The 23,223-nt window shown below is 64.9% G+C and carries 26 protein-coding genes; 24 read left to right on the forward strand and 2 right to left on the reverse strand.

What is annotated here, in order from left to right; all coding sequences use genetic code 11:
* The first annotated feature begins 140 nt into the window (after positions 1–140).
* From M6E97_RS28140 to trpE, 7 genes are all read left to right on the forward strand, one after another.
* A complete protein-coding gene (locus M6E97_RS28140; RefSeq protein ID WP_003085109.1) occupies positions 141–1,250 on the forward strand; it encodes an ABC transporter ATP-binding protein in 1,110 nt (369 codons plus the stop codon).
* 55 nt (positions 1,251–1,305) lie between these two features.
* Positions 1,306–2,352: an ABC transporter substrate-binding protein gene (locus tag M6E97_RS28145; RefSeq protein ID WP_003109043.1), complete on the forward strand. Its 1,047-nt coding sequence runs from the start codon at positions 1,306–1,308 to the stop codon at positions 2,350–2,352.
* Between the two features lie 114 nt (positions 2,353–2,466).
* Entirely contained in the window at positions 2,467–3,714 is a 1,248-nt protein-coding gene (locus M6E97_RS28150; protein WP_014604087.1) for an ABC transporter permease, read from the forward strand.
* Between the two features lie 105 nt (positions 3,715–3,819).
* A complete protein-coding gene (locus M6E97_RS28155; RefSeq protein WP_003085119.1) occupies positions 3,820–4,650 on the forward strand; it encodes an ABC transporter permease in 831 nt (276 codons plus the stop codon).
* Between the two features lie 123 nt (positions 4,651–4,773).
* Positions 4,774–5,448 (forward strand): ribulose-phosphate 3-epimerase, encoded by a 675-nt coding sequence (rpe, locus tag M6E97_RS28160; protein WP_034005248.1) that lies wholly within the window; start codon positions 4,774–4,776, stop codon positions 5,446–5,448.
* Positions 5,448–6,266 carry a phosphoglycolate phosphatase gene (locus tag M6E97_RS28165; RefSeq protein ID WP_003085124.1) on the forward strand — a complete coding sequence of 273 codons (819 nt, stop codon included), beginning with the start codon at positions 5,448–5,450 and terminating at the stop codon, positions 6,264–6,266. Before rpe ends, M6E97_RS28165 begins: the two co-directional genes overlap by 1 nt.
* A 72-nt stretch (positions 6,267–6,338) precedes the next feature.
* Positions 6,339–7,817: an anthranilate synthase component I gene (gene trpE / locus M6E97_RS28170; RefSeq protein ID WP_003085126.1), complete on the forward strand. Its 1,479-nt coding sequence runs from the start codon at positions 6,339–6,341 to the stop codon at positions 7,815–7,817.
* Positions 7,818–8,003: 186 nt separating this feature from the next.
* On the opposite strand, the gene prtN is transcribed toward trpE, so the two are convergent.
* Together prtN and prtR are read right to left on the reverse strand one after the other, a co-directional pair.
* The gene (gene prtN, locus M6E97_RS28175) at positions 8,004–8,318 is read right to left on the reverse strand and encodes a pyocin genes transcriptional regulator PrtN (RefSeq protein WP_003085128.1); all 315 of its coding nucleotides are present in this window, start codon (positions 8,316–8,318) and stop codon (positions 8,004–8,006) included.
* A gap of 99 nt (positions 8,319–8,417) precedes the next feature.
* Positions 8,418–9,188, reverse strand: coding sequence for a transcriptional regulator PrtR (gene prtR, locus M6E97_RS28180; protein ID WP_003085129.1), 771 nt, complete (start codon positions 9,186–9,188; stop codon positions 8,418–8,420).
* A 457-nt stretch (positions 9,189–9,645) separates the two neighbouring features.
* Between prtR and M6E97_RS28185 the strand changes: the two genes are divergently transcribed.
* From M6E97_RS28185 to M6E97_RS28265, 17 genes are all read left to right on the forward strand, one after another.
* Positions 9,646–9,846: a TraR/DksA C4-type zinc finger protein gene (locus M6E97_RS28185; protein ID WP_003085132.1), complete on the forward strand. Its 201-nt coding sequence runs from the start codon at positions 9,646–9,648 to the stop codon at positions 9,844–9,846.
* 47 nt (positions 9,847–9,893) lie between these two features.
* Positions 9,894–10,253, forward strand: coding sequence for a hypothetical protein (locus tag M6E97_RS28190; RefSeq protein ID WP_003085135.1), 360 nt, complete (start codon positions 9,894–9,896; stop codon positions 10,251–10,253).
* A 458-nt stretch (positions 10,254–10,711) separates the two neighbouring features.
* Positions 10,712–11,065, forward strand: coding sequence for a phage holin family protein (locus tag M6E97_RS28195; protein WP_003085137.1), 354 nt, complete (start codon positions 10,712–10,714; stop codon positions 11,063–11,065).
* A gap of 21 nt (positions 11,066–11,086) precedes the next feature.
* Entirely contained in the window at positions 11,087–11,602 is a 516-nt protein-coding gene (locus M6E97_RS28200) for a hypothetical protein (protein ID WP_003101620.1), read from the forward strand.
* Positions 11,599–12,156, forward strand: a complete 558-nt coding sequence (locus tag M6E97_RS28205; protein WP_003085141.1) for a phage baseplate assembly protein V — start codon at positions 11,599–11,601, stop codon at positions 12,154–12,156. Before M6E97_RS28200 ends, M6E97_RS28205 begins: the two co-directional genes overlap by 4 nt.
* Positions 12,157–12,308: 152 nt before the next feature.
* A complete protein-coding gene (locus M6E97_RS28210; protein WP_003113199.1) occupies positions 12,309–12,635 on the forward strand; it encodes a GPW/gp25 family protein in 327 nt (108 codons plus the stop codon).
* Positions 12,632–13,519 carry a baseplate assembly protein gene (locus M6E97_RS28215; protein WP_003085151.1) on the forward strand — a complete coding sequence of 296 codons (888 nt, stop codon included), beginning with the start codon at positions 12,632–12,634 and terminating at the stop codon, positions 13,517–13,519. Before M6E97_RS28210 ends, M6E97_RS28215 begins: the two co-directional genes overlap by 4 nt.
* Entirely contained in the window at positions 13,512–14,045 is a 534-nt protein-coding gene (locus tag M6E97_RS28220; protein ID WP_033938491.1) for a phage tail protein I, read from the forward strand. Before M6E97_RS28215 ends, M6E97_RS28220 begins: the two co-directional genes overlap by 8 nt.
* 1 nt (position 14,046) lies before the next feature.
* Positions 14,047–16,155 carry a phage tail protein gene (locus M6E97_RS28225; protein WP_015502281.1) on the forward strand — a complete coding sequence of 703 codons (2,109 nt, stop codon included), beginning with the start codon at positions 14,047–14,049 and terminating at the stop codon, positions 16,153–16,155.
* Between the two features lie 8 nt (positions 16,156–16,163).
* A complete protein-coding gene (locus M6E97_RS28230; RefSeq protein ID WP_003085172.1) occupies positions 16,164–16,604 on the forward strand; it encodes a tail fiber assembly protein in 441 nt (146 codons plus the stop codon).
* A 42-nt stretch (positions 16,605–16,646) separates the two neighbouring features.
* The gene (locus M6E97_RS28235) at positions 16,647–17,807 is read left to right on the forward strand and encodes a phage tail sheath family protein (protein WP_003109051.1); all 1,161 of its coding nucleotides are present in this window, start codon (positions 16,647–16,649) and stop codon (positions 17,805–17,807) included.
* A gap of 12 nt (positions 17,808–17,819) precedes the next feature.
* Entirely contained in the window at positions 17,820–18,323 is a 504-nt protein-coding gene (locus M6E97_RS28240; protein ID WP_003085175.1) for a phage major tail tube protein, read from the forward strand.
* A 14-nt stretch (positions 18,324–18,337) separates the two neighbouring features.
* A complete protein-coding gene (locus M6E97_RS28245; protein WP_003085178.1) occupies positions 18,338–18,682 on the forward strand; it encodes a phage tail assembly protein in 345 nt (114 codons plus the stop codon).
* A gap of 169 nt (positions 18,683–18,851) precedes the next feature.
* Entirely contained in the window at positions 18,852–21,089 is a 2,238-nt protein-coding gene (locus M6E97_RS28250) for a phage tail length tape measure protein (protein WP_033938492.1), read from the forward strand.
* Positions 21,090–21,098: 9 nt separating this feature from the next.
* Positions 21,099–21,971 carry a phage tail protein gene (locus tag M6E97_RS28255; RefSeq protein WP_003085182.1) on the forward strand — a complete coding sequence of 291 codons (873 nt, stop codon included), beginning with the start codon at positions 21,099–21,101 and terminating at the stop codon, positions 21,969–21,971.
* Positions 21,946–22,152, forward strand: a complete 207-nt coding sequence (locus tag M6E97_RS28260; RefSeq protein ID WP_003101635.1) for a tail protein X — start codon at positions 21,946–21,948, stop codon at positions 22,150–22,152. The genes M6E97_RS28255 and M6E97_RS28260 overlap by 26 nt, the downstream gene beginning before the upstream one ends.
* A gap of 57 nt (positions 22,153–22,209) precedes the next feature.
* Positions 22,210–23,199 (forward strand): phage late control D family protein, encoded by a 990-nt coding sequence (locus M6E97_RS28265; protein WP_003129214.1) that lies wholly within the window; start codon positions 22,210–22,212, stop codon positions 23,197–23,199.
* Positions 23,200–23,223 lie beyond the last annotated feature (24 nt).

The following is a 23,223-nucleotide window of genomic DNA, read 5'->3' on the forward strand; positions in this document are numbered from 1 at the left end:
GGCATCTTTTTTGTAGGGCGATTCCTACAAAGAGCTTTCCTTTCCCCTGATAGAAAACTCTCTTGCCGGCCGATTTGCGTCCTGCGCCGGGTTCTCTAGGCTGTTCGCACAGCATCCATAAAACGAACAAAGGTGCGGTTATGGCCGAGACTCAAGGCGGCGATGTGCTGGTCAGCTTCCGTGGCGTGCAGAAAAGCTACGACGGCGAGACCCTCATCGTGAAGGATCTCAACCTGGACATTCGCAAGGGCGAATTCCTCACCCTGCTCGGCCCCTCCGGGTCCGGCAAGACCACCAGCCTGATGATGCTGGCCGGTTTCGAAACCCCCACCGCCGGCGAAATCCTCCTGGCCGGTCGCTCGATCAACAATGTCCCTCCGCACAAGCGCGACATCGGCATGGTGTTCCAGAACTATGCGCTGTTCCCGCACATGACCGTGGCCGAGAACCTGGCCTTTCCCCTCAGCGTCCGTGGCATGAGCAAGACCGACGTGAAGGAAAGGGTCAAGCGCGCGTTGTCGATGGTCCAGCTCGACGCCTTCGCCGGGCGTTATCCGGCGCAGCTTTCCGGTGGCCAGCAGCAGCGCGTGGCGCTGGCCCGCGCGCTGGTCTTCGAGCCGCAACTGGTGCTGATGGACGAGCCCCTGGGAGCGCTGGACAAGCAACTTCGCGAGCACATGCAGATGGAAATCAAGCATCTGCACCAGCGCCTCGGTGTCACCGTGGTCTACGTCACCCACGACCAGGGCGAGGCGCTGACCATGTCCGACCGGGTGGCGGTGTTCCACCAGGGCGAAATCCAGCAGATCGAGCCGCCGCGCAATCTCTACGAGCAGCCGCGCAACACCTTCGTGGCCAACTTCATCGGTGAGAACAACCGTCTATCCGGGCAGCTTCTCAGTTGCGACGGCGAGCGCTGCGTGGTCGGACTGCCGCGCGGCGAGAAGGTCGAGGCGCTGGCGGTCAACGTCGGCCAGCCGGGCGAGCCGGTGACCTTGTCGATCCGCCCCGAGCGGGTGCGCCTGAACGGTGCCAGCGAGTCTTGCGTCAACCGTTTCTCCGGCCGCGTGGCCGAGTTCGTCTACCTGGGCGACCACGTGCGTGTGCGCCTGGAGGTCTGCGGCCGCGACGACTTCTTCGTCAAGCAGCCGATCGCCGAGCTGGACCCGACGCTGAGCGTCGGTGATGTGGTTCCGCTGGGCTGGCAGGTCGAGCATGTGAGGGCGCTCGACCCTCTGCCGGCGGCGTGAGCGCCGGCAGTCCCGAACCGTACCGAAGCAACCCTGCACTGTGGAGAGAACAATAATGTCGAAATCCCTGAAAGCGGCCAGCCTGAAGTTCGCCACCCTGGCGGCCGGCCTGGCCTGCGCGGCCCAGGCCATGGCGGTGGACCTGACCGTGGTGTCCTTCGGCGGGGCCAACAAGAGCGCCCAGATCAAGGCGTTCTACGAGCCCTACCAGAAAGCCACCGGCAACAGGATCGTCGCCGGCGAATACAACGGCGAGATGGCCAAGGTCAAGGCCATGGTCGATACCAACAGCGTCTCCTGGGACCTGGTGGAAGTGGAGTCGCCGGAGCTGTCGCGCGGCTGCGACGAAGGCCTGTTCGAGGAACTCGACCCGGCGCAGTTCGGTAAGACCGAGGACTTCGTCCCCGGCGCCATCCAACCGTGCGGCGTGGGTTTCTTCGTCTGGTCCACGGTGCTCGCCTACAACGCCGACAAGCTGAAAAGCGCGCCGACCAGTTGGGCGGACTTCTGGGACATCAAGAAATTCCCCGGCAAGCGCGGCCTGCGCAAGGGCGCCAAGTACACCCTCGAATTCGCCCTGATGGCCGATGGCGTGGCGCCGAAGGACGTCTACGGCGTGCTCGCCACCAAGGAAGGCCAGGATCGCGCCTTCAAGAAGCTCGACGAGATCAAGTCGAGCATCCAGTGGTGGGAGGCGGGCGCCCAGCCGCCGCAGTACCTGGCTTCCGGCGATGTGGTGATGAGTTCTGCCTACAACGGTCGGATCGCCGCGGTGCAGAAGGAAAGCAACCTGAAGGTGGTATGGAACGGCGGCATCTACGATTTCGACGCCTGGGCCATCCCGAAGGGGGCGAAGAAACAGGAAGAGACCCTGAAGTTCATCGCCTTCTCGGTGCAGCCCCAGCAGCAGAAGACTTACTCGGAAAACATCGCCTACGGTCCGGCCAACAAGCAGGCGGTGCCGCTGCTGGACAAGGCCCTGCTGAAGGACATGCCGACCACTCCGGAAAACATCCAGAACCAGGTGGCAATGGACGTGACCTTCTGGGCCGACTACGGCGAACAACTGGAACAGCGCTTCAACGCCTGGGCGGCCAGGTAATCCTCGCCTGACCCTCCAGTGAGGGCCGGAGGGGCCGCCGCGCGGCGGCTCCTCCTACCGTTCCACACTTTCCAGGGTCGTTCCCGACGGCCCGCTTTTTTTCCGGAGTTCGCTATGGCCACAGCTGTGCCCATGTCCCAGGCCACCGGCAGCACCCTCAAGCAACGCCTGGCGCGCGCCGAGCGGATGAACCGCCTGAAGTCCCAGGCGCTGATCCTGCCCCTGCTGGCCTTCCTGGTCCTGACCTTCCTGGTGCCGATCGCCGCGCTGCTCTACAAGAGCGTGTCCAACCCGGAAGTGGTTCGCTCGTTGCCGCTGACGGTAGAGGCCATCTCCGCCTGGGACGGCAAGTCGCTGCCGGCCGACGCCGTCTACAAGGCGCTCAGCCAGGATCTCGCCGAGGCTCGTCGCAACCAGACCATCGGCGATCTCTCCAAGCGCCTGAACATGGAGCTGGCCGGTTATCGCAGCCTGATGGCGAAGACCGCGCGCAAGCTGCCGTTCAAGGAGGAGCCCGCTTCCTACAAGGACGCCATGGAGCAGCTCGACGAGCGCTGGGGCGACCCCGCCTACTGGCAGGTGATCCGCCGCAACGCCAGCAGCTATACGCCCTATTACCTGCTCGCAGCCCTCGACCACCGGATCGACGATCTCGGCGAAGTGGCGCGCGCCACCCCGGACCAGGCCATCTACCTGGACATCTTCGCCCGCACCTTCTGGATGGGCGCGGTGATCACCGTCATCTGCCTGCTGCTGGCCTACCCGCTGGCCTACCTGCTGGCCAACCTGCCGACGCGCAAGAGCAACCTGCTGATGATCCTGGTCCTGCTGCCGTTCTGGACCTCGATCCTGGTGCGTGTCGCCGCCTGGATCGTCCTGCTGCAATCGGGTGGCCTGATCAACGGCGCGCTGCTCAAGCTCGGCCTGATCGACCAGCCGCTGCAACTGGTGTTCAACCGCACCGGCGTATACATCGCGATGGTGCACATCATGCTGCCGTTCATGATCCTGCCGATCTACAGCGTGATGAAGGGCATTTCGCCGAGCTACATGCGCGCCGCGATTTCCCTCGGCTGCCACCCGTTCGCCAGCTTCTGGCGGGTGTATTTCCCACAGACCGTCGCGGGCGTCGGCGCCGGTTGTCTGCTGGTGTTCATCCTGTCCATCGGCTACTACATCACCCCGGCGCTGCTGGGCAGCCCGAACGACCAGATGGTCAGCTACTTCGTCGCCTTCTATACCAACAGCACCATCAACTGGGGCATGGCCACCGCCCTCGGCGGCCTGCTGCTGCTCGCTACCCTGGTGCTCTACGTCGTCTACAGCTGGCTGGTGGGCGCCAGCCGCCTGCGCCTGGGATAGAGCGCCTTCCGAGAAGGCCAACCGATTCCCCTCTCCCTTCGGAAAAAAGGCTGCCCGGAGGGCGGGGAGAGGGGGATCCGCACGAAACACATTGGAGAGCGAGTCATGCTGAGTCCCTACATGTCCCCGGTCGAGCGCCTGTGGTTCTACTCCCTGCGCATCCTCTGCGGCCTGGTACTGCTGTTCCTGGTACTGCCGGTGCTGGTCATCGTGCCGCTGTCGTTCAACTCCGGCACCTTCCTGGTCTACCCGCTGCAAGGGTTCTCCCTGCGCTGGTACGCCGACTTCTTCCAGTCCGCCGAGTGGATGCGCTCGTTGACCAACAGCATGATCGTCGCTCCGGCGGCGACCCTGCTGGCGATGGTCTTCGGCACTCTGGCGGCGATCGGCCTGACCCGCGGCGAGTTCCGCGGCAAGGCACTGGTGATGAGCCTGATGATTTCGCCGATGGTGGTGCCGGTGGTGATCATCGGCGTGGCCAGCTACCTGTTCTTCGCTCCGCTCGGGCTCGGCAACAGCTACCTGTCGCTGATCGTGGTGCATGCGGTGCTCGGCGTGCCGTTCGTGATCATCACCGTCTCCGCGACCCTGCAGGGGTTCAACTACAACCTGGTGCGCGCCGCCGCCAGCCTCGGCGCGCCGCCGCTGACCACCTTCTTCCGGGTGACCCTGCCGCTGATCGCTCCCGGGGTGATCTCCGGCGCGCTGTTCGCCTTCGCCACCTCGTTCGACGAAGTGGTAGTGACCCTCTTCCTCGCCGGCCCCGAGCAGGCCACCCTGCCGCGGCAGATGTTCAGCGGCATTCGCGAGAACCTGAGCCCCACCATTGCCGCCGCGGCGACCTTGCTGATCGGTTTCTCCGTACTGCTGTTGCTGACCCTGGAATGGCTGCGCGGGCGCAGCGAGAAGATGCGTACCGCACAACCCGGCGCCTGAGGCGCAGGGCGCGCCCGGCTTGGTCCGGGCGTCGGCTGCTGCGGCGAAAAGTCGTCATTTTCACCGCCAAAAACCGATAACGGCTACAATGCGCGCCTTCCGTGATCCCCTTTGAGGTGCGCCATGCAACCCTTCGCCATCGCTCCGTCGATCCTTTCCGCCGATTTCGCCCGCCTGGGCGAGGACGTGGACAAGGTGCTCGCTGCCGGTGCCGACATCGTTCACTTCGACGTGATGGACAACCACTACGTGCCGAACCTGACCATCGGCCCGATGGTCTGCTCGGCGCTGCGCAAGTACGGCGTGAGCGCGCCGATCGACGTGCACCTGATGGTGTCCCCGGTGGATCGCATCATCGGCGACTTCATTGAAGCTGGCGCCACCTACATCACCTTCCATCCGGAAGCTTCCCAGCACATCGACCGTTCCCTGCAACTGATCCGCGACGGCGGGTGCAAGGCAGGCCTGGTGTTCAACCCGGCCACTCCGCTGGAGGTGCTGAAGTACGTGATGGACAAGGTCGACATGGTCCTGCTGATGAGCGTCAACCCCGGCTTCGGCGGGCAGAAATTCATCCCCGGTACCCTCGACAAGTTGCGCGAGGCGCGCGCCCTGATCGATGCCTCCGGACGCGAGATCCGCCTGGAGATCGATGGCGGCGTCAACGTCAAGAACATCCGTGAGATCGCCGCGGCGGGCGCCGATACCTTCGTCGCCGGCTCGGCCATCTTCAACGCCCCGGACTACACCGAGGTCATCCGCTCCATGCATGCCGAACTGGCCCAGGCGCACCAGTAATGAGCGCTGCGGAGCCGTTCTTCGCCACGCGCCTGCCGCGTCTGGTGATGTTCGACCTGGATGGCACGCTGGTCGATTCCGTTCCCGACCTCACCGCCGCGGTCGACAGCATGCTCGCCAGCCTCGGGCGGCCGCCGGCGGGCATCGAGAAGGTCCGCCAGTGGATCGGTAACGGCGCACGCGTCCTGGTGCGTCGCGCCCTGGCCGGAAGCATCGAGCACGACGGCATCGGTGAGGAGGAAACCGAAGCCGCGCTGGCGTTGTTCATGGAGGCCTATGCCGACAGTCATGCGCTCACCGAGGTCTATCCCGGCGTCGTCGATACCCTCAGGTGGCTCAAGCGCAACGGCGTGGAAATGGCGCTGATCACCAACAAGCCGGAGCGCTTCGTCGCTCCGCTGCTGGATGAGATGAAGCTGGGTCGCTATTTCCGCTGGATCATCGGCGGCGACACCCTGCCGCAGCAGAAGCCCGACCCGGCGGCGTTGCTGTTCGTGATGAAGATGGCCGGCATCGAGCCCGAAGATGCGTTGTTCGTCGGTGACTCGCGCAACGACGTGCTCGCCGCCAAGGCTGCCGGCGTGCGCTGCGCGGCGCTGACCTATGGCTACAACCACGGCCGGCCGATCGCCGAGGAAGCGCCCACCCTGGTCATCGACAACCTGCGCGACCTGCTGCCTTGCGCCGACCAGGCCGCTGAGATAGTGTTGCCGGACGACTCCCTTTCCCCCTCCGACCAGCGAGATCAAGCCGTGGCGGTCAGCAAACTCTGGATGAAGGTCATCAAGGCCCTGGCGCGTTGGCGCTGGCGCGCCTGACATCATCCTCCGCCGGATAGCCGGCGCGCGTTTGCACCCTGTTGACCGTTCTCTCCTCCGATGAGGCTGATCATGAATCGCGAAGAATTCCTGCGGCTGGCCGCCGATGGCTACAACCGCATCCCGCTGTCCTTCGAGACCCTTGCCGACTTCGACACGCCGCTGTCGATCTACCTGAAGCTGGCCGACGCGCCGAACTCCTACCTGCTGGAGTCGGTGCAGGGCGGCGAGAAATGGGGGCGCTATTCGATCATCGGCCTGCCGTGCCGCACGGTGCTGCGGGTCTACGACCATCAAGTGCGGATCAGCATCGATGGCATGGAAACCGAGCGCTTCGATTGCGCCGACCCGCTGGCTTTCGTCGAGGAGTTCAAGGCGCGCTACCAGGTGCCCACCGTGCCCGGCTTGCCACGTTTCGATGGAGGCCTGGTCGGCTACTTCGGTTACGACTGCGTGCGCTACGTGGAAAAACGCCTGGCCACCTGTCCGAACCCGGACCCGCTGGGCAACCCGGATATCCTGTTGATGGTGTCCGATGCCGTAGTGGTATTCGACAACCTGGCCGGGAAGATCCACGCCATCGTCCTCGCCGATCCATCCGAGGAAAATGCCTACGAGCGCGGCCAGGCACGTCTGGAGGAGCTGCTGGAGCGTCTGCGCCAGCCGATCACCCCGCGTCGCGGCCTCGATCTCGAGGCGGCCCAGGGCCGGGAGCCGGCGTTTCGTGCCAGCTTCACCCGCGAGGACTATGAAAACGCGGTAGGAAGGATCAAGGACTACATCCTGGCCGGCGACTGCATGCAGGTGGTGCCGTCGCAGCGCATGTCCATCGAGTTCAAGGCGGCGCCCATCGACCTGTACCGCGCGCTGCGCTGTTTCAATCCGACGCCCTACATGTACTTCTTCAACTTCGGCGACTTCCATGTCGTGGGCAGCTCGCCGGAGGTGCTGGTACGGGTCGAGGATGGCCTGGTCACGGTGCGCCCGATCGCCGGTACCCGTCCGCGCGGGATCAACGAAGAGGCCGACCTGGCGCTGGAGCAGGATCTGCTGTCGGACGCCAAGGAGATCGCCGAGCACCTGATGCTGATCGACCTGGGGCGCAACGACGTGGGGCGGGTGTCCGATATCGGCGCGGTGAAGGTCACCGAAAAAATGGTGATCGAACGTTACTCCAACGTCATGCACATCGTGTCCAACGTCACCGGGCAATTGCGCGAGGGGCTCAGCGCGATGGACGCGCTGCGGGCGATCCTGCCGGCGGGTACGCTGTCCGGCGCGCCGAAGATCCGCGCCATGGAGATCATCGACGAGCTGGAGCCGGTCAAGCGTGGAGTCTACGGCGGCGCGGTCGGCTACCTGGCATGGAACGGCAACATGGACACCGCCATTGCCATCCGCACCGCGGTGATCAAGAACGGTGAACTCCACGTGCAGGCCGGCGGCGGTATCGTTGCCGACTCGGTGCCGGCGCTGGAGTGGGAAGAAACCATCAACAAGCGCCGGGCGATGTTCCGCGCCGTGGCGCTGGCCGAGCAGAGCGTCGAGTAAGACGGCGCGAGGCGGAAGAAAAAAAGGCGGATGGCGTTTGCGCCATCCGCCTTTTTTGTGCCCGGCTGGACCCTCGCATTGGCTTCGCCCTACGCGGAACCGCTTTCGTAGGGCGAGTATCGCGACGCGATATCCGCCAGGCGGAGCATGGTGTCGCTCCCTACGATGCTGGCAACGGCGGGCCGCTCAGGATGCGATGCTGTCCGCGCCTGGCTGTGCTCGACGGGCGCTTCCGGCTTGGTTCGCGCGCTGGTCGACGTAGGCGGCGAGGTGATCGAGGGCCACGAACTGCATGGCCTTGTGGCTATCGTCGAGGGTCGTCACTGGCAGGGCGATCCGCCCGCATGCCAGGGCCTTGCTGAAGTTTTCCTTGTTCAGGTTGCGAAACCAGCGTTCGCGGACCTGCTCCAGCGGCACCAGGACGTCGCCGAAGATGCGGTAGACCAATTCCACGGTTTCCTGGCGTGGAATTGGAGTGGTAGGGGCGATGGTTGGCTGCACGGTATTCCCTCCTGCGGCTACGCGTCGTTGAAGGAAATATAGCTCAGGTTGTTTTTCTGTGCAATAGCTGGAGTTGTAGTGCGGGCGAGCGCCAGGCGCTCACCGCACCAGGGACGGGGCGCGCCGGTGGCGTACGGTGGACCACCAGAAGACCCAGCCGATCATGCTGATCTGGCGGCTGCGCATGTCCTCCGGCGAGTACTCCTCGTCCGGGTATTCCTCGCGGTTGAAGCTGCGCAGCCGAATGCCGCCGCCGGGCAGGCGATAGACGAACTTCACCCGCAGCATGCCGTCATGTTCGAGGGCGTAGATCTCGCCATCGGTGATATGGGTGGTGGCGGTGTCCACGCCGATGGTGGAGCCATCCATGATCAGCGGTTCCATGCTGTTGCCGGTGAGTTGGGCGCAGATCGCCGCCGACGGATCGACGCCCGAGGCACGCAGCGTGGCATAGGAAAAACGCAGCTTGCGCCCCTCTATCTCGCGTACCGCAGTGCGTCCGGCGCCGGCGGACATCTCCACTTCCTTGTACAGCGGCAGTTCCACTTCGTCTTCGTCCAGCGGTGTGTCGCTGTCCCACGGATGCAGCGGTTCCAGCACCAATGGGCTGCCATCGGCCACGGACACGGCACTGCGCGCGGCTGGAGTGCCTTCGCCGGTCTGCAGCCAGACCGGCGAAACGCCCAGGGCCGCCGCGATCTCGATCAGCTTGCGGGTGCTCTGGGCCTTGCCCGAGGTCAGCTTGTGAATGGTGTTCTGCGAAACCCCTGCCGCTTCGGCGAGGGTTTCCTGCTTCAGGTTGCGCATCGCCATGGCCTGCTTGAGGCGAGCGGCGAAGCTGTCGGGCGGGATCTGGGTGCTCTTGTCCATGCTCGGCAATCTACAGACCGATGAATTTTCTGTAAAGAGCCTAGGTGTTGACGATAAATAGCTTTGGTTGTAATTTCTCTTCCGTCAGAAAGCGGAAGGGGTGAGTTCCACAACTTCCCACCCGCCTTTCAGAGATTTCACATGGGTGCAGGGACACACCCGGTTGTCGGCGACCGACGATGCAGGTGCCGACTGCTTGGGTGCCGGGGCCACGGGAAAGCGCTCCGGCACCTGGAGGGCCGGAGCGCCGTCCATGCAGACGCTCCGTCCCGCTCATTCATTCTGTCGCCGACCTGCTTCAGGTACGGCGGCGTCGTACAGGGAGTCATTGCCATGTCGCGAGATACGCACTCGCCATTTCCGCGCAGAGGAACGCAGGTCGCCGAACCGGCGCCGCGCATCTGTCATGTTCCATCCATTCGGCCGTCGGGCGTCGGGCACGCCAGGGAGGCTTTCCATGGCTGACCTTGCCGATCACGCCAACGAACTGGTCCTGGCTCGCCTCGACGGCCTCCTGGCGGCGCGCCCGGCGCTGGCCATCCGCGAGTCCGCGGAAGACTGCGAGGACTGCGGCGAGCCCATTCCCCAGGCGCGCCGTCGGGCGGCACCGGGTTGCAGTCGCTGCATCGACTGCCAGGACCGCCACGAGCGCCGTTGAACCGACCTCATGCCGAGCCCTCGCGGGCAGTGAAAGGAGACACGACCGTGATCAAAGCCATCGATGAAATGCTCAAGCTCTGGGCCGAGGAAATGCACGCGCCAGGCAGCAACGGAGGCGGCTACGCCGGCGGCAACCTGATCGCCATGCTGATCGCCAGCAAGGGCGAGGTGGTCCGCGGCCACCGTGGCAGCCGGGTGATCCTCGACCGTGTGGCGGAGGTCGATCGTCTGGTAAATCGCCTACCCGAGGAACTGAAGACCGTGGTGGTGGAGCACTATCTCAATCGCGACAGCTTCCCCGAGCAGAAGTACCGTCACTGCGGTTGCAGCCGCAACACCTTCTATCTGCGTCTGCATGTGGCGCACCAGGGTATCCAGGACGGCCTGCTGCGACGGGCGGCCTGAGTTCCTGGACCGGATTCCGGTCCCCCCTGGAGTTTTCCAACCGGCCTTCGGGCCGGTTTTTTTATGCCTGTCGCCCATGGAGGCGGCGAGCCCCATGCACAGCAGCGGCCCCTGCACGGTAGAGGCGGGGTCGGGCTGGCGTAGCCATCCTTTTCGTCAGTCGATGCCGGGCTTTTCCATATCGGAAGTGGGTATGCGCTTGCCCGGATGCCTGGCGAAGGTTCCCAGGGCGGTATATCACCCTCATATCGTGGTGCGTCTCCCTCCTATTGCAGTGGATTGTCGAGAAGGCATTGCCGGGCTGGGAATCGGGCGGTAAAAAGTAGTCATTCTTGTAAAGGTGCGTCCCCAGGGAGGCACTCGTGAAGCACCGGAACCCGGCCCTGGCGCCGGGTTTTTTATTGCCCGGGAAAACGTTCGTGCGGACGTGCCCGGCGCTGCCTGCCAAGGAGGGACCCATGGGCAACGAACCGCAGACACTGACGGAAATGCCGCTCTGGGTACTGATCCTGCTCGCCGCGCTGGGCGGCGTCAGCGGCGAGATGTGGCGTGCCGACAAGGCCGGTCTCGGCGGCTGGGCCTTGTTGCGGCGCCTGGCGCTGCGCTCCGGCGCGTCGATCGTCTGCGGCGTGGCGGTGATGCTGCTGGCGTTGGCTTGCGGCGCCGCGCTGCTGTTCGCCGCTGCGCTGGGCAGCCTGACCGCCGCGGCCGGCGCGGAGATCGCCGTCGGACTCTACGAACGCTGGGCCGCCCGGCGCCTGGGGGTTTGCGAGCTGCCCGAGGAACAGTCGGGCGACCGTGGCCCGCATTGAAACTGATCGAAGGAGTCAACCATGCCTGAACAGGCTGTCACGCTCGAGGCTCTGTACGCGGCCATCGAGCAGGTACTGCGTGAGCGTCTGCCGGAGGCGCAGTTGATCGGCTTCTGGCCAGGCGTGCCGGAAAATACCCCGGCGGTTTCCCTGGAAATAGCCGAGCTGCTGCCCGAGCGCGATCCCGGTACCGGCGAGAGCGCCCTGCTGTGCCGCCTGCAGGCGCGGATAATGGTGCCGCCTGGTGCCGATCGCCAGGCGGTATCCATTGCTTGCGGAATCGTTCGGACATTGCGCGAGCAGACCTGGAACCTGTCTCTGGAACCGGCGCGCTTCGTACGCTCGGCCGTCGACGGCAGTCGCGAGGAGCTGAAGAGCCTGCGTGTCTGGCTGGTCGAGTGGACGCAGTCGCTGCGTCTCGGAGACCCGGAGTGGGCCTGGGAGGACCAGCCGCCGGGCAGCCTGATGCTGGGCTTCGACCCGCAGACCGGCCCCGGCCATGAGCCGGACTACTTCGCTCCGGAGGCGTTGGCATGAGCTATGTCAGTGCGGAGCATGACCGCATGCTCGCCGCGATGATCCTGCCCTGCGTGGTGGTCGCCGTGGACCTGGCAGCGGCGCGGGTACGGGTGCGCTCCGGCGACTGGACCAGCGGCTGGCTGCGCTGGCACTCCCTGGCAGCCGGCAAGGTTCGCCACTGGCGTGCGCCGAGCATAGGCGAACAGGGGGTACTGCTCAGTCCGTCGGGCGGAGTGTCAATGGGTACCTTTATTCCCGGTCTGTACGGCGATGCGGGCACGGCGCCGGACAACAGCGCCAGCAGTGAGACCTGGCGTTTCGACGACGGCGCCTCGTTGAGTTACGACTGGGCTGCGCATCGCTACCGCGTCGAGCTGCCCAGCGGCACCGTGGAAGTGAGGGTCGGCGCCAGCGAGGTGCGGGTCAGCGACGGGGCGGTCAGTCTCAAGGCGCCGAAGATCAGCCTGGAAGGACCGGTGGAGATCGCCGGGACACTGACGGTCAGCGGAGACATCCTCGGCGGCGGCTCGATCATCGACACCGCCGGCAACAGCAACCACCACACCCATTGAACATACGACGGGGCTGCCGAAGGGCGGTCCGTCGAACATTCAACCGGCCCGCGCGAGCGGGCCTTTTCGTTTGCGGAGTTCGCCATGGGCAACACTCACAGCCATTCGGAGCCAGGCGCGGCCTGTCTCTGCCGGAGCGGGAGGACGGGGCGATGATCGGGATGGATCGCCGTAGCGGGCTGCCCCTGTCCGGCCTGGCTCATCTTAAACAGTCCGTCGAGGACATCCTGACCACCCCGTTGGGCAGCAGGCGCATGCGCCCCGAGTACGGCAGCAAGCTGCGGCGGATGGTCGACATGCCGGTGAGCGAAGGCTGGAAAAGCGCCGTGCAGGCCGAGGTAGCCCGTTCCCTGGGGCGCTGGGAACCGCGCATCGGATTGTCTGCCGTACGAGTCGTCGCGGTCGTCGATGGCCGCGTGGATCTGCTCCTGAGCGGCGTGTTCGAGGGCGAGAACATCAATATGGAGGTCTCGGCGTGATCATCGATCTTTCCCAGTTGCCGGAGCCAGAGGTTATCGAAAACCTCGATTTCGAGACGATTTACCAAGAGCTGTTGGGCGACTTCCGCGAAGCCATGGCTGGCGAATGGACAGCGGAGGTGGAGTCCGATCCGGTTCTCAAGCTTCTGCAACTGGCGGCCTATCGAGAACTGCTGCTGCGGGCGCGGATCAACGATGCGGCGCGGGCGGTGATGCTGGCATACGCCAGCGGTGCCGATCTCGACCAGATCGGTGCCGGCTTCAATGTGCAGCGTTTGCTGATCAGGCCCGCTCAGCCCGAGGCGGTACCGCCGGTGGAGGCACAATACGAGAGCGACAAGTCGCTGCGCAATCGCATCCAGCTCGCGTTCGAGCAGCTATCCGTCGCAGGACCGCGGAACGCCTATATAGCCCATGCGCTGGGCGCGGATGGAAGGGTGGCGGATGCCTCTGCGACCAGTCCGGCGCCCTGCGAAGTGCTGATCAGCGTGCTCGGGGTGGAAGGCAACGGGCAGGCACCGGAAGCGGTGTTGCAGGCAGTGCGCCTGGCGCTGAACGCGGAGGACGTGCGTCCTGTCGCGGATCGGGTAACGGTGCGCTCGGCAGGAATCGTTCCCTATCAGGTCAAGGCGCAGCTCTACCTGTTTCCCGGTCCCGAGGCCGAACTGATCCGTGCCGCCGCCGAGGCTTCGCTGCGCGACTACATTTCCGCCCAGCGCCGCCTGGGCCGCGACATCCGGCGTTCGGCCCTGTTCGCCACCCTGCATGTCGAAGGCGTGCAGCGCGTCGAACTGCAGGAGCCTGCGGCCGACGTGGTCCTGGATGAAACCCAGGCGGCCTATTGCACGGGGTACGCGATCACCTTGGGAGGCGTCGATGAGTAGCCGACTGCTGCCGCCAAACAGGAGTTCTCTGGAACGCTCTCTGGGTGATGTATTGCCTGCCGAACTGCCGGTGCCGCTTCGTGCGCTTAACGATCCGGCACGCTGTGAGGCGGCCTTGCTGCCCTACCTGGCCTGGACGCGCTCGGTGGACCGCTGGGACCCGGACTGGAGCGACGAGGCCAAGCGCAATGCGGTAGCGACGTCCTTCGTCCTGCACCAGCGCAAAGGCACGCTGACCGCGTTGCGCCAAGTGGTCGAGCCGATCGGTGCGCTGAGCGAGGTCACCGAATGGTGGCAGCGAAGCCCGACCGGCGTGCCGGGGACCTTCGAGATCACCGTGGACGTCAGCGACCGTGGCATCGACGAAGGCACCGTACTGGAGCTGGAGCGCTTGCTCGATGACGTCCGCCCGGTGAGCCGACACCTGACCCGCCTGGACCTGCGCATCACCCCGGTAATCCGGTCCCGTCACGGACTGGCCGTGACCGACGGCGACACCCTGGAAATCTTCCCCTGGAAACAGTGACATGACGACCAATACTCCGAAATACGGTGGCCTGCTCACCGACATAGGTGCCGCTGCGCTGGCTGCGGCCAGCGCCGCAGGCAAGAAATGGCAGCCGACTCATATGCTGATCGGCGATGCTGGCGGCGCACCGGGTGCTACTCCGGATCCGATACCCGCAGCCACGCAGACGAAACTGATCAACCAGCGCTACCGGGCGCAGCTCAATCGCTTGTTCGTGTCGGACAAGAACATCAATACTCTGGTTGCCGAGGTGGTGCTACCAGTTGAGGTAGGTGGCTTCTGGATCCGCGAGATCGGCCTGCAGGATGCCGACGGCAAGTTCGTCGCGGTATCCAACTGCCCGCCCAGCTACAAGGCAGCAATGGAAAGTGGCAGTGCGCGGACCCAGACCATTCGGGTGAACATCGCGCTCTCCGGCCTGGAGAATGTCCAGTTGCTGATCGACAACGGCATCATCTACGCCACTCAGGACTGGGTGAAGGAAAAGGTCGCTGCCGATTTCAAGGGCCGCAAGATCCTGGCTGGCAATGGCCTGGTCGGTGGGGGCGATCTTTCTGCCGACCGCAGCATTGGCCTGGCGCCTTCCGGCGTGACGGCGGGCAGCTATCGCTCGGTCACGGTGAACGCCAACGGGGTGGTCACCCAGGGCAGCAATCCGAGCACCCTGGCCGGCTATGCGATCGGAGATGCCTATACCAAGGCCGATACCGACGGAAAACTGGCGCAGAAAGCGAACAAGGCCACCACCCTGGCCGGCTATGGCATCACCGATGCGCTGCGAGTCGATGGCAACGCCGTGTCATCCAGCAGGCTGGCCGCACCGCGTAGCCTGGCAGCCAGTGGCGATGCCTCCTGGTCGGTGACCTTCGACGGCAGTGCCAATGTTTCTGCGCCGCTGAGTCTTTCCGCTACCGGTGTGGCAGCGGGCAGCTATCCGAAGGTGACCGTGGATACGAAGGGAAGGGTGACTGCTGGAATGGCGCTGGCGGCGACGGACATTCCCGGGCTGGATGCTTCGAAGTTGGTCAGCGGGGTGCTGGCCGAGCAGCGTTTGCCGGTATTCGCGCGCGGGTTGGCTACTGCTGTCTCGACCACTAGCGATCCGAACACCGCGACCGTGCCGTTGATGCTGACCAATCATGCGAACGGACCTGTTGCCGGACGGTACTTCTACATCCAGTCGATGTTCTATCCGGATCAGAACGGCAATGCTTCGCAGATTGCAACGAGCTACAACGCTACATCCGAGATGTATGTACGGGTGTCCTACGCGGCCAACCCTAGCGCCCGGGACTGGCTGCCCTGGAAGCGCTGCGACATAGGTGGTTCGTTCAGCAAGGAGGCGGACGGGGCCTTGGGCGGTGCGGTCAATCTCAACTCGCTGATCACGTCGGGATGGTGGTACCAGACGGCCAATGCACAGGCCGAAAGTGGGGCGAACTACCCGGTCCCCCGGGCCGGCTTGCTTCAAGTGCATAATGCAGGCACCAATTTCATCTACCAGACATACCAGGTTTATGACGGTGAAGGGTTCTATTTTCGTTGCCGCTACACCAACACCTGGTATCCATGGCGGCGTGTATGGCATGGAGCGGACTTCAATCCGAACGACTATCTGCTGAAAAGTGGCTTTACGTGGGCCGCCCTGCCAGGAAAGCCAGCGACCTTTCCGCCTACTGGCCACAACCACGACGCCGCCCAGATCACGTCGGGCATCCTGCCTCTGGCGCGCGGCGGTCTTGGTTCGAATACGGCAGCGGGGGCGCGCAACAATATCGGGGCTGGGGTTCCCGCGACGGCGAACCGATCGCTGAATGGCTGGTGGAAGGATAACGATACAGGACTCATCGTGCAGTGGATGACAGTGAGTGTCGGCGATCATCCGGGTGGAATCGTCAACCGCTCGCTGACCTTTCCGATCGCGTTTCCCACTACCTGCCTGCACGTGGTGCCGAGCGTCAAGGAACTGGGGCGGCCGGCGACGTCGGCATCGACCGTCACCCTCGCAGATGTCAGCGTCAGCACCACGGGGTGTGTGATCGTCGCTACCGAGTATCACGGTGCGGTCCAGAACTATGCGATCAGGCTTGTGGCCATTGGCTGTTGAGGTGACCCATGATTTTTTTCCATGCCGCCACTGGCGGTTTCTATTCGAAGGATGTCCACGGCGACCGCATGCCCATCGACGCGCGGATGTATCCCCTCGAGGAAGCTGAATACCTGGCGCTGTTGGTAGCCCAGAGCGAGGGCAAGCAGATCGTCGCCGACGCCGCCGGCCGTCCGTTCTGTATCGACCCGCCGGCCCCGGCAGAAGAGGTCCTGGCCCACCGTGAGCGCATCTGGCGCGATCGCCAGTTGACGCTTACTGATGGCCCCATCGCCCGTCACCGGGATGAGCTCGACCTGGGCAAGATTACGACCCTGAACCAGGCGCAACTGCTCGAACTCACGCTGTACCGCGCCAGCCTTCGAGACTGGCCGGCATCCGCGGCGTTTCCTGATTTAGGCGCAAGACCCGAGCCGCCGCTGTGGCTCGAACCGCTCATCACCCCCTGAACCCCGCCCCGTGCGGGGTTTTTCATTAATGGAGATCTACCTATGAGTTTCTTCCACGGCGTTACGGTAACCAACGTCGATATCGGTGCGCGCACCATCGCGCTGCCGGCCAGCTCCGTCATCGGCCTCTGCGATGTGTTCACGCCGGGGGCGCAGGCAAGCGCCAAGCCCAACGTTCCGGTGCTGCTCACCAGCAAGAAGGACGCCGCCGCGGCGTTCGGCATCGGCTCGTCGATCTACCTGGCCTGCGAGGCCATCTACAATCGTGCCCAGGCCGTGATCGTGGCGGTGGGCGTGGAGGCCGCGGAGACTCCCGAGGCCCAGGCCAGCGCCGTCATAGGTGGTGTCAGCGCCGCCGGCGAGCGCACCGGACTTCAGGCTCTGCTAGACGGCAAGAGCCGCTTCAATGCCCAGCCACGTCTACTAGTTGCGCCGGGTCATTCGGCCCAGCAAGCGGTGGCCACCGCCATGGACGGGCTGGCCGAGAAACTGCGGGCCATCGCCATTCTCGATGGTCCCAATAGCACCGACGAGGCGGCCGTCGCCTACGCCAAGAACTTCGGCAGCAAGCGCCTGTTCATGGTCGACCCGGGCGTGCAGGTTTGGGACAGCGCCACCAATGCCGCACGCAAGGCCCCGGCTTCGGCCTACGCCGCCGGCCTGTTCGCCTGGACCGACGCCGAGTACGGCTTCTGGTCCTCGCCGTCGAACAAGGAGATCAAGGGCATCACCGGCACCAGCCGTCCGGTGGAGTTCCTCGACGGTGATGAGACCTGTCGCGCCAACCTGCTCAACAACGCCAATATCGCCACGATCATTCGCGACGATGGCTATCGCCTGTGGGGCAATCGCACCTTGTCCAGCGACAGCAAGTGGGCTTTCGTCACCCGCGTTCGGACCATGGACCTGGTGATGGATGCGATCCTCGCCGGGCACAAGTGGGCGGTGGACCGCGGCATCACCAAGACCTACGTGAAGGATGTCACCGAGGGCCTGCGCGCCTTCATGCGCGATCTGAAGAACCAGGGCGCGGTGATCAACTTCGAGGTCTATGCCGACCCAGACCTGAACAGCGCCAGCCAGCTGGCCCAGGGCAAGGTGTACTGGAACATCCGCTTCACCGATGTGCCGCCTGCCGAGAACCCCAATTTCCGTGTCGAGGTGACCGATCAGTGGCTCACCGAAGTTCTGGATGTCGCCTAAGGAGCGCCCGTGATGATTCCGCAAACCCTGACCAATACCAACCTGTTCATCGACGGCGTGAGCTTCGCCGGTGACGTGCCATCCCTGACCCTGCCCAAGCTGGCTGTGAAGACCGAGCAATACCGTGCCGGCGGCATGGATGCGCCGGTATCCATCGACATGGGCCTGGAGGCGATGGAGGCCAAGTTCTCCACCAACGGTGCCCGCCGAGAAGCACTGAATTTCTTCGGCCTGGCCGACCAGAGCGCTTTCAATGGCGTGTTCCGCGGCTCCTTCAAGGGCCAGAAGGGCGCCAGCGTGCCAGTGGTGGCTACCCTGCGCGGCCTGCTCAAGGAAGTCGACCCGGGCGACTGGAAGGCCGGCGAGAAAGCCGAGTTCAAGTACGCCGTTGCGGTCAGCTACTACAAGCTGGAAGTCGATGGCCGCGAGGTCTACGAGATCGATCCGGTCAACGGTGTCCGTGCGATCAACGGTGTCGACCAGTTGGCCGGCATGCGCAACGACCTCGGCCTGTAAGAGGAGCTCCGGACATGACCCAAGAGAATCGACTGCCGGGCTGGCTGACGCTGGATGCTGACGCCGCCCTCGTTCGTCTCTCGCGTCCGGCACAGTGCAACGGGGTCAGCGTCGACACGCTGACCCTGCGTGCACCCACCGTGCGTGATATCCGCCTGGCCGGCAAGGTGGCCGGCGACGATGCCGAGGAGCGCGAACTGCAACTGTTCGCCTCGCTGGCGCAGGTCAGCCGCCAGGACCTGGAGGGGCTGAAGCTGAGCGACTACCAGCGGCTGCAGGGCGCCTACTTTCGCCTGGTGCAAGACGACACGGACGACACCTTCGCGTATGCGTCAACTGGCGAGGCGCCTGGCCATTGAGCTGGGCTTCCAGGCCAGCGAACTGGAGCGCATGACCCTGGGCGACCTGCTCTGGTGGCTCGCCGAGGGCGAGGAGTGAGCGACGGCGCCGTCCGCCAGGCGAGCGGCGCCCGCGCTACTTCAGTAGGTCCGCGGAGGCGGACATCGATAATAGACGAGACGAACCGTCATGAGTAAAGACATGGACCTGGTGGTCTCCATCGGCGGCATCGCCGACCCCTTCTTGGGCAAGGCATTCGAGACCGTCAAGGCACGGCTCGACAGTCTCCAGGAACGTTCCCGCCAGGCGTCCAGCCTGAGAGATGTGCTGGGAGACGCCATACGCCTGGAGCGAGAACTCGCCGATATGCGCAAGGTCGGGGACCGCGGCGTTGCTGAGCATGCCCGGCAGCTTGGCGAACGCCAGGAGCAACTGAAGCGACTCGGCATCGAGGCCAGGGCCGCGGGCGATGCCTACGCTCGACTGGGCGAGATGCAGCGTGGCCTGGATATGCAGGTCCGCGGCCTGCAACGGCTGGAGCAGGCCAGCCAGGCAATGCCATTGGCTAGCGCATTTTCTGGACTGGTCGTGGAAGCCAGCAAGACGGCTGCCGGTTATCAAGCGCGGTTGCGCGACCTGGCGATCCGCAACGGCCTGGACGTCGGCCGGGAGCCAGCCTTGGCATCCCTGATCCAGGACAGTGCCAGCCAGAGCGGCCTGGGACGCACGGCGACGCTGGACATGCTGGAGCACTTGAACGCCACCGGCATGGGGTTCGCCGCCGCGCAAATGAATCTGGGACTGGCGGGCCGCTTCGGCTTTGGCCAAGGGATTGCTTCAGCCGAGGCTGCGGGGCTGGTTCGAGCGTTGCAACTGGCCCAGGGTTCGGACTCGCCAGAGCAATTGTCCGCCTCCCTCGACCGCCTGGTCGTCCTGGGTAAAGGCAGAGTTGGCAGTGAGGCCCTGGCGCGTCGCCTGCCTGCCTTGTTGTCAGCGCTGGGCAATGCGGGAGAGGCCACGGCCGGCGATGTCGGTGCACTGGGGGCCTTGCTGGAGATTCAGGCAAAGAACACCACGCCAGACAAAGCGGACGTGCGGATGAAGGCCTGGCTGGAGTTCGTCGGCAGCGGCAGCTTGAAACGCGCTTATGGCCAGGACTACGACCGGGACCTGGAAGCGCTGCGCAAGGACGGAGCGAGTCTGCTGGAGGCCAACCTGGAGCTGGCTGCGCGCTATCGGGATAAGGGCGGCAAGCTCAGCGCCGGTGCGGCGTCGCCGGCGCTTGAAGCCTATCGAGCGTCGCGCGGCGAGTTCCAGGGCTTGCTCGAATCCCAGCAGTCTTCCGTAGGCTCTTCGGAGCGCGATGCGCGGCGTCGCGAGGGGATGTCCCAGGAGCTGTGGAAGGCTTCCAGCGACAGTTGGGAGAGGGCGCAGACCGCTTTGGGCAGCGCCCTGAATCCATATCTGGACAACCTGGCCAAGGGGAGCGCGGTACTCGGCGAGTCGACTGCGGAGCTGCTCGAAGCCTATCCGCGGACGACGGCCGGTCTTACCGCCGCCGCAGGTGCGGTGTTATCCGGGTATCTCGCCTACAAGGGAGGGCGCGGCGCTATCGACGTGCTGCGTGGCGGTCGGCTCGGTCGGCGAGGGATCGCTGCCGTCGGCGACCTGATCGAACGGGGTGCAGGCCGGGTATCGGGTGGTAGTGAAATACAACGCGTGTTCGTTACCAACTGGCCGGTGCCGGGAGGCGACTCTACGCTGGAGTCCGCGAGGAGGCCGGCACAACGAAAGCGCGGTCAAACACCACGCAGGAAGAGAGGCAAGGGCGGTGGGGTGAAGGCCCGCTCCCTTCCATCCCTTGGCTTCTCGGCCGGAGGAGGCTTGGGGGCGATGGCAGGAAAGCTGCCGCGCCTGTCGCGTTTGCCCATACGCAACGCGCCGCTGCAAGTGGCCTCGTCGTTGATCGATGTTGCTGAGGTTTACTCCAGCGACCTGTCGGAGAGCGAAAAGACCATCGCCTATGGCGAGGCCGGTGGCTCCCTGGCTGGTTCCCTGGCTGGCGCCGCTCTGGGAGCGAGCATCGGCTCGGTGGTGCCGGTGGTCGGTACGCTGATCGGTGGATTGGTTGGCGGCGCTATCGGCGCCTGGGGCGGTAGCGAACTGGGGGGGCGTCTGGGACGCAGTCTGGCTGGCGATCCGCCGGCGGACTCGGACAACAAGCCGGCGGTGCCCGCACCACAGGCCGAGCCCGTCGCGGCTGCGCCCAACTGGACCTTCGCGCCGCAGATCAACCTGACGGTGCAAGGCAACGTACACGAGCCGCAGCGCCTGGCCGACGAGTTGCTGCCCTACCTGCAACGCATGCTTGTCGACTTCGCCGACGAGCGGCAGCGGCGCAGCCTCTACGATCCGGCGATGGTCTAAGGAGTCCCCATGGCATATCTGGAACAATTGCAGGCCGGCCTGAGGTACCTGGGTCGCGCCGGCGAGTCCGGACGCAAGAGTCTGGACAAGGTGGTCGCTCCGGTGAACGGCGCGATCAGCGAGATCCGCGGCGCAGCCGCGGAGCTGGAGAACCTGCCCGGCGTATCGCCGGAAATGGCTGCCCGGCTGCAGCGTGCCATGCGCGGCATCGGCCAGGCGCAGGGCAAGGTGAACCGCGTGGTCTCCACCTATGACCGGGCGAGCCGGGCGTTGCTTGGTATCGACGAACGCCTGGATGCGCTGAAGGTGCAGGTGAACAGTGCCGCGCAGGCGGTCGGCAAGGTCGCTGGCGACATCAGTCCGACGCTGGCGGGGGTGCTGCCGTCGTGGCTGCTGGCACCCTCGGCGACGCCCCCGAGCGAGGCCGCAGCGCCCTTGCCGCACCTGCTGGTACTGCAGCCGCTGACCGCCAATGCCCAACCGTTCTACTTCAACCTGAATACTGCCGCCTTCGACGCCCTGCAGCGCAACAGTGCCTACAACTGGAGCGGGCAGGTGCGCCTGGGTCGGCGGCCGGCGCTGCAGAGCGTCGGCATGGGCGAGGAGAGCATCCTGCTCAAGGGTGCGGTATTCCCGCTGCGTCGACAGGTAGGTAACCAGGAAAAGGTCGTCGGTCTGGAGCAGCTCGAAGCGCTGCGCCGGTTGGCGGAGCGGCGTGAGCCGCTGATCCTGAGCAGCGGCTACGGCGAGGTGCAGATGGGCCTCTGGTGTCTGGTGCGGATCAGCGAGAACCAGAGCGCCCTGCTGGGCAACGGCGCTCCCCGCAAACAAACCTTCGACCTGGAGTTCAAGCGCTATGGCGACGACCTGCCGAACCGCTGACGGCGACATGCTGGACAGCCTCTGCTACCACGTCTATGGCCATCTGTTGGGCTGCGTCGAGGCGACCCTCGACGCCAATCCCGGGCTGGCCGATGAGCAGCAGCCATTCCGCGCCGGCTTGCTGATCAGTTTCCCTGACATGCCGGTGGTCAATGTCGAACAGGTGCGCCTGTGGGATTGATCGACCGCTCACCCGCAACCCCGCCTTGGCGGGGTTTTTCTTTTCTGGAGAAACCAGGTGCAACCGAGTTTCCGTATCGTTGCCGACGGCACCGACGTCACCCAGCGGCTGAATGACCGCCTGCTCAAGCTGACCTTGCTGGACAAGCCGGGCATGGAGTCCGACAGCCTGACCTTGAGGCTCGACGATCGCGATGGACAGTTGGCCTTACCCAGGCGCGGTGCGGTGCTGGAGGTTCATCTCGGCTATGCCGGCGAGCCACTGATGCGCATGGGACGCTTTACCGTGGACACCTTGCAGTGGGCTGGTCCGCCGGACTGCCTGACCGTCACTGCCAAGGCTGGCGACATGCGCGGCAGTGGCAAGACGATACGCAGCGGCGGCTGGGAGGGCACTACCCTGGCTCAGGTCTGCCGCGATGTTGGCGCACGCAACGGCTGGCGCGTGGAGTGTCCGTTGCAGGTGGCGATCGCCCGGGTCGACCAGGTCAACGAGTCCGACTACCACTTCGTCACCCGTCTGGCGCGCCAGTACGACTGCACCGCCAAGCTGGCCGAGGGCATGCTCATGGTGCTGCCGCGACAGAGCGGGCAGAGCGCCACGGGGCGTCGGATCGAACCTTTGGTGTTGGGACGTGCTGACGTCGGCAGCTTCGACGTTACCTACGACGACCGCAGCCTGATGAGAACGGTGAAGACTCGCTACCAATTGCCCGGCAGCGGCGAGGTCAAGAGCGTCGAGCTGAAGAACCCGAAGGCACCGGCTACGGCTACGGGCGAGCATGTCGACCGGCATCTCTATGCCAGCCGTGGAGAGGCCGAGCAGGCGGCGAAGGCTCGCCTGGCGAGCTTCAGCCGCTCCAGTGCCAGTGTGCGCCTGGAGTTGCCGGGGCGTGGCGACCTGTTCGCCGAGCGCAGCCTGCTGCTCCAAGGCTTCAAGGCGGGAATCGACGGCGAGTTCCTGATCGACTCGGTGGAGCACACCTACAGCTCCAGCGGATGGACCACTGTCGTGCAATGCAACGGCGGCCGAGGCGGCAAGGGGTGACGCCTGAAACCCATCGGAGTGCAG

Origin of the sequence: Pseudomonas sp. B111 (assembly GCF_026428275.1) — a bacterium.
In the GTDB taxonomy this organism is placed as follows: Bacteria; Pseudomonadota; Gammaproteobacteria; order Pseudomonadales; family Pseudomonadaceae; genus Pseudomonas; species Pseudomonas aeruginosa.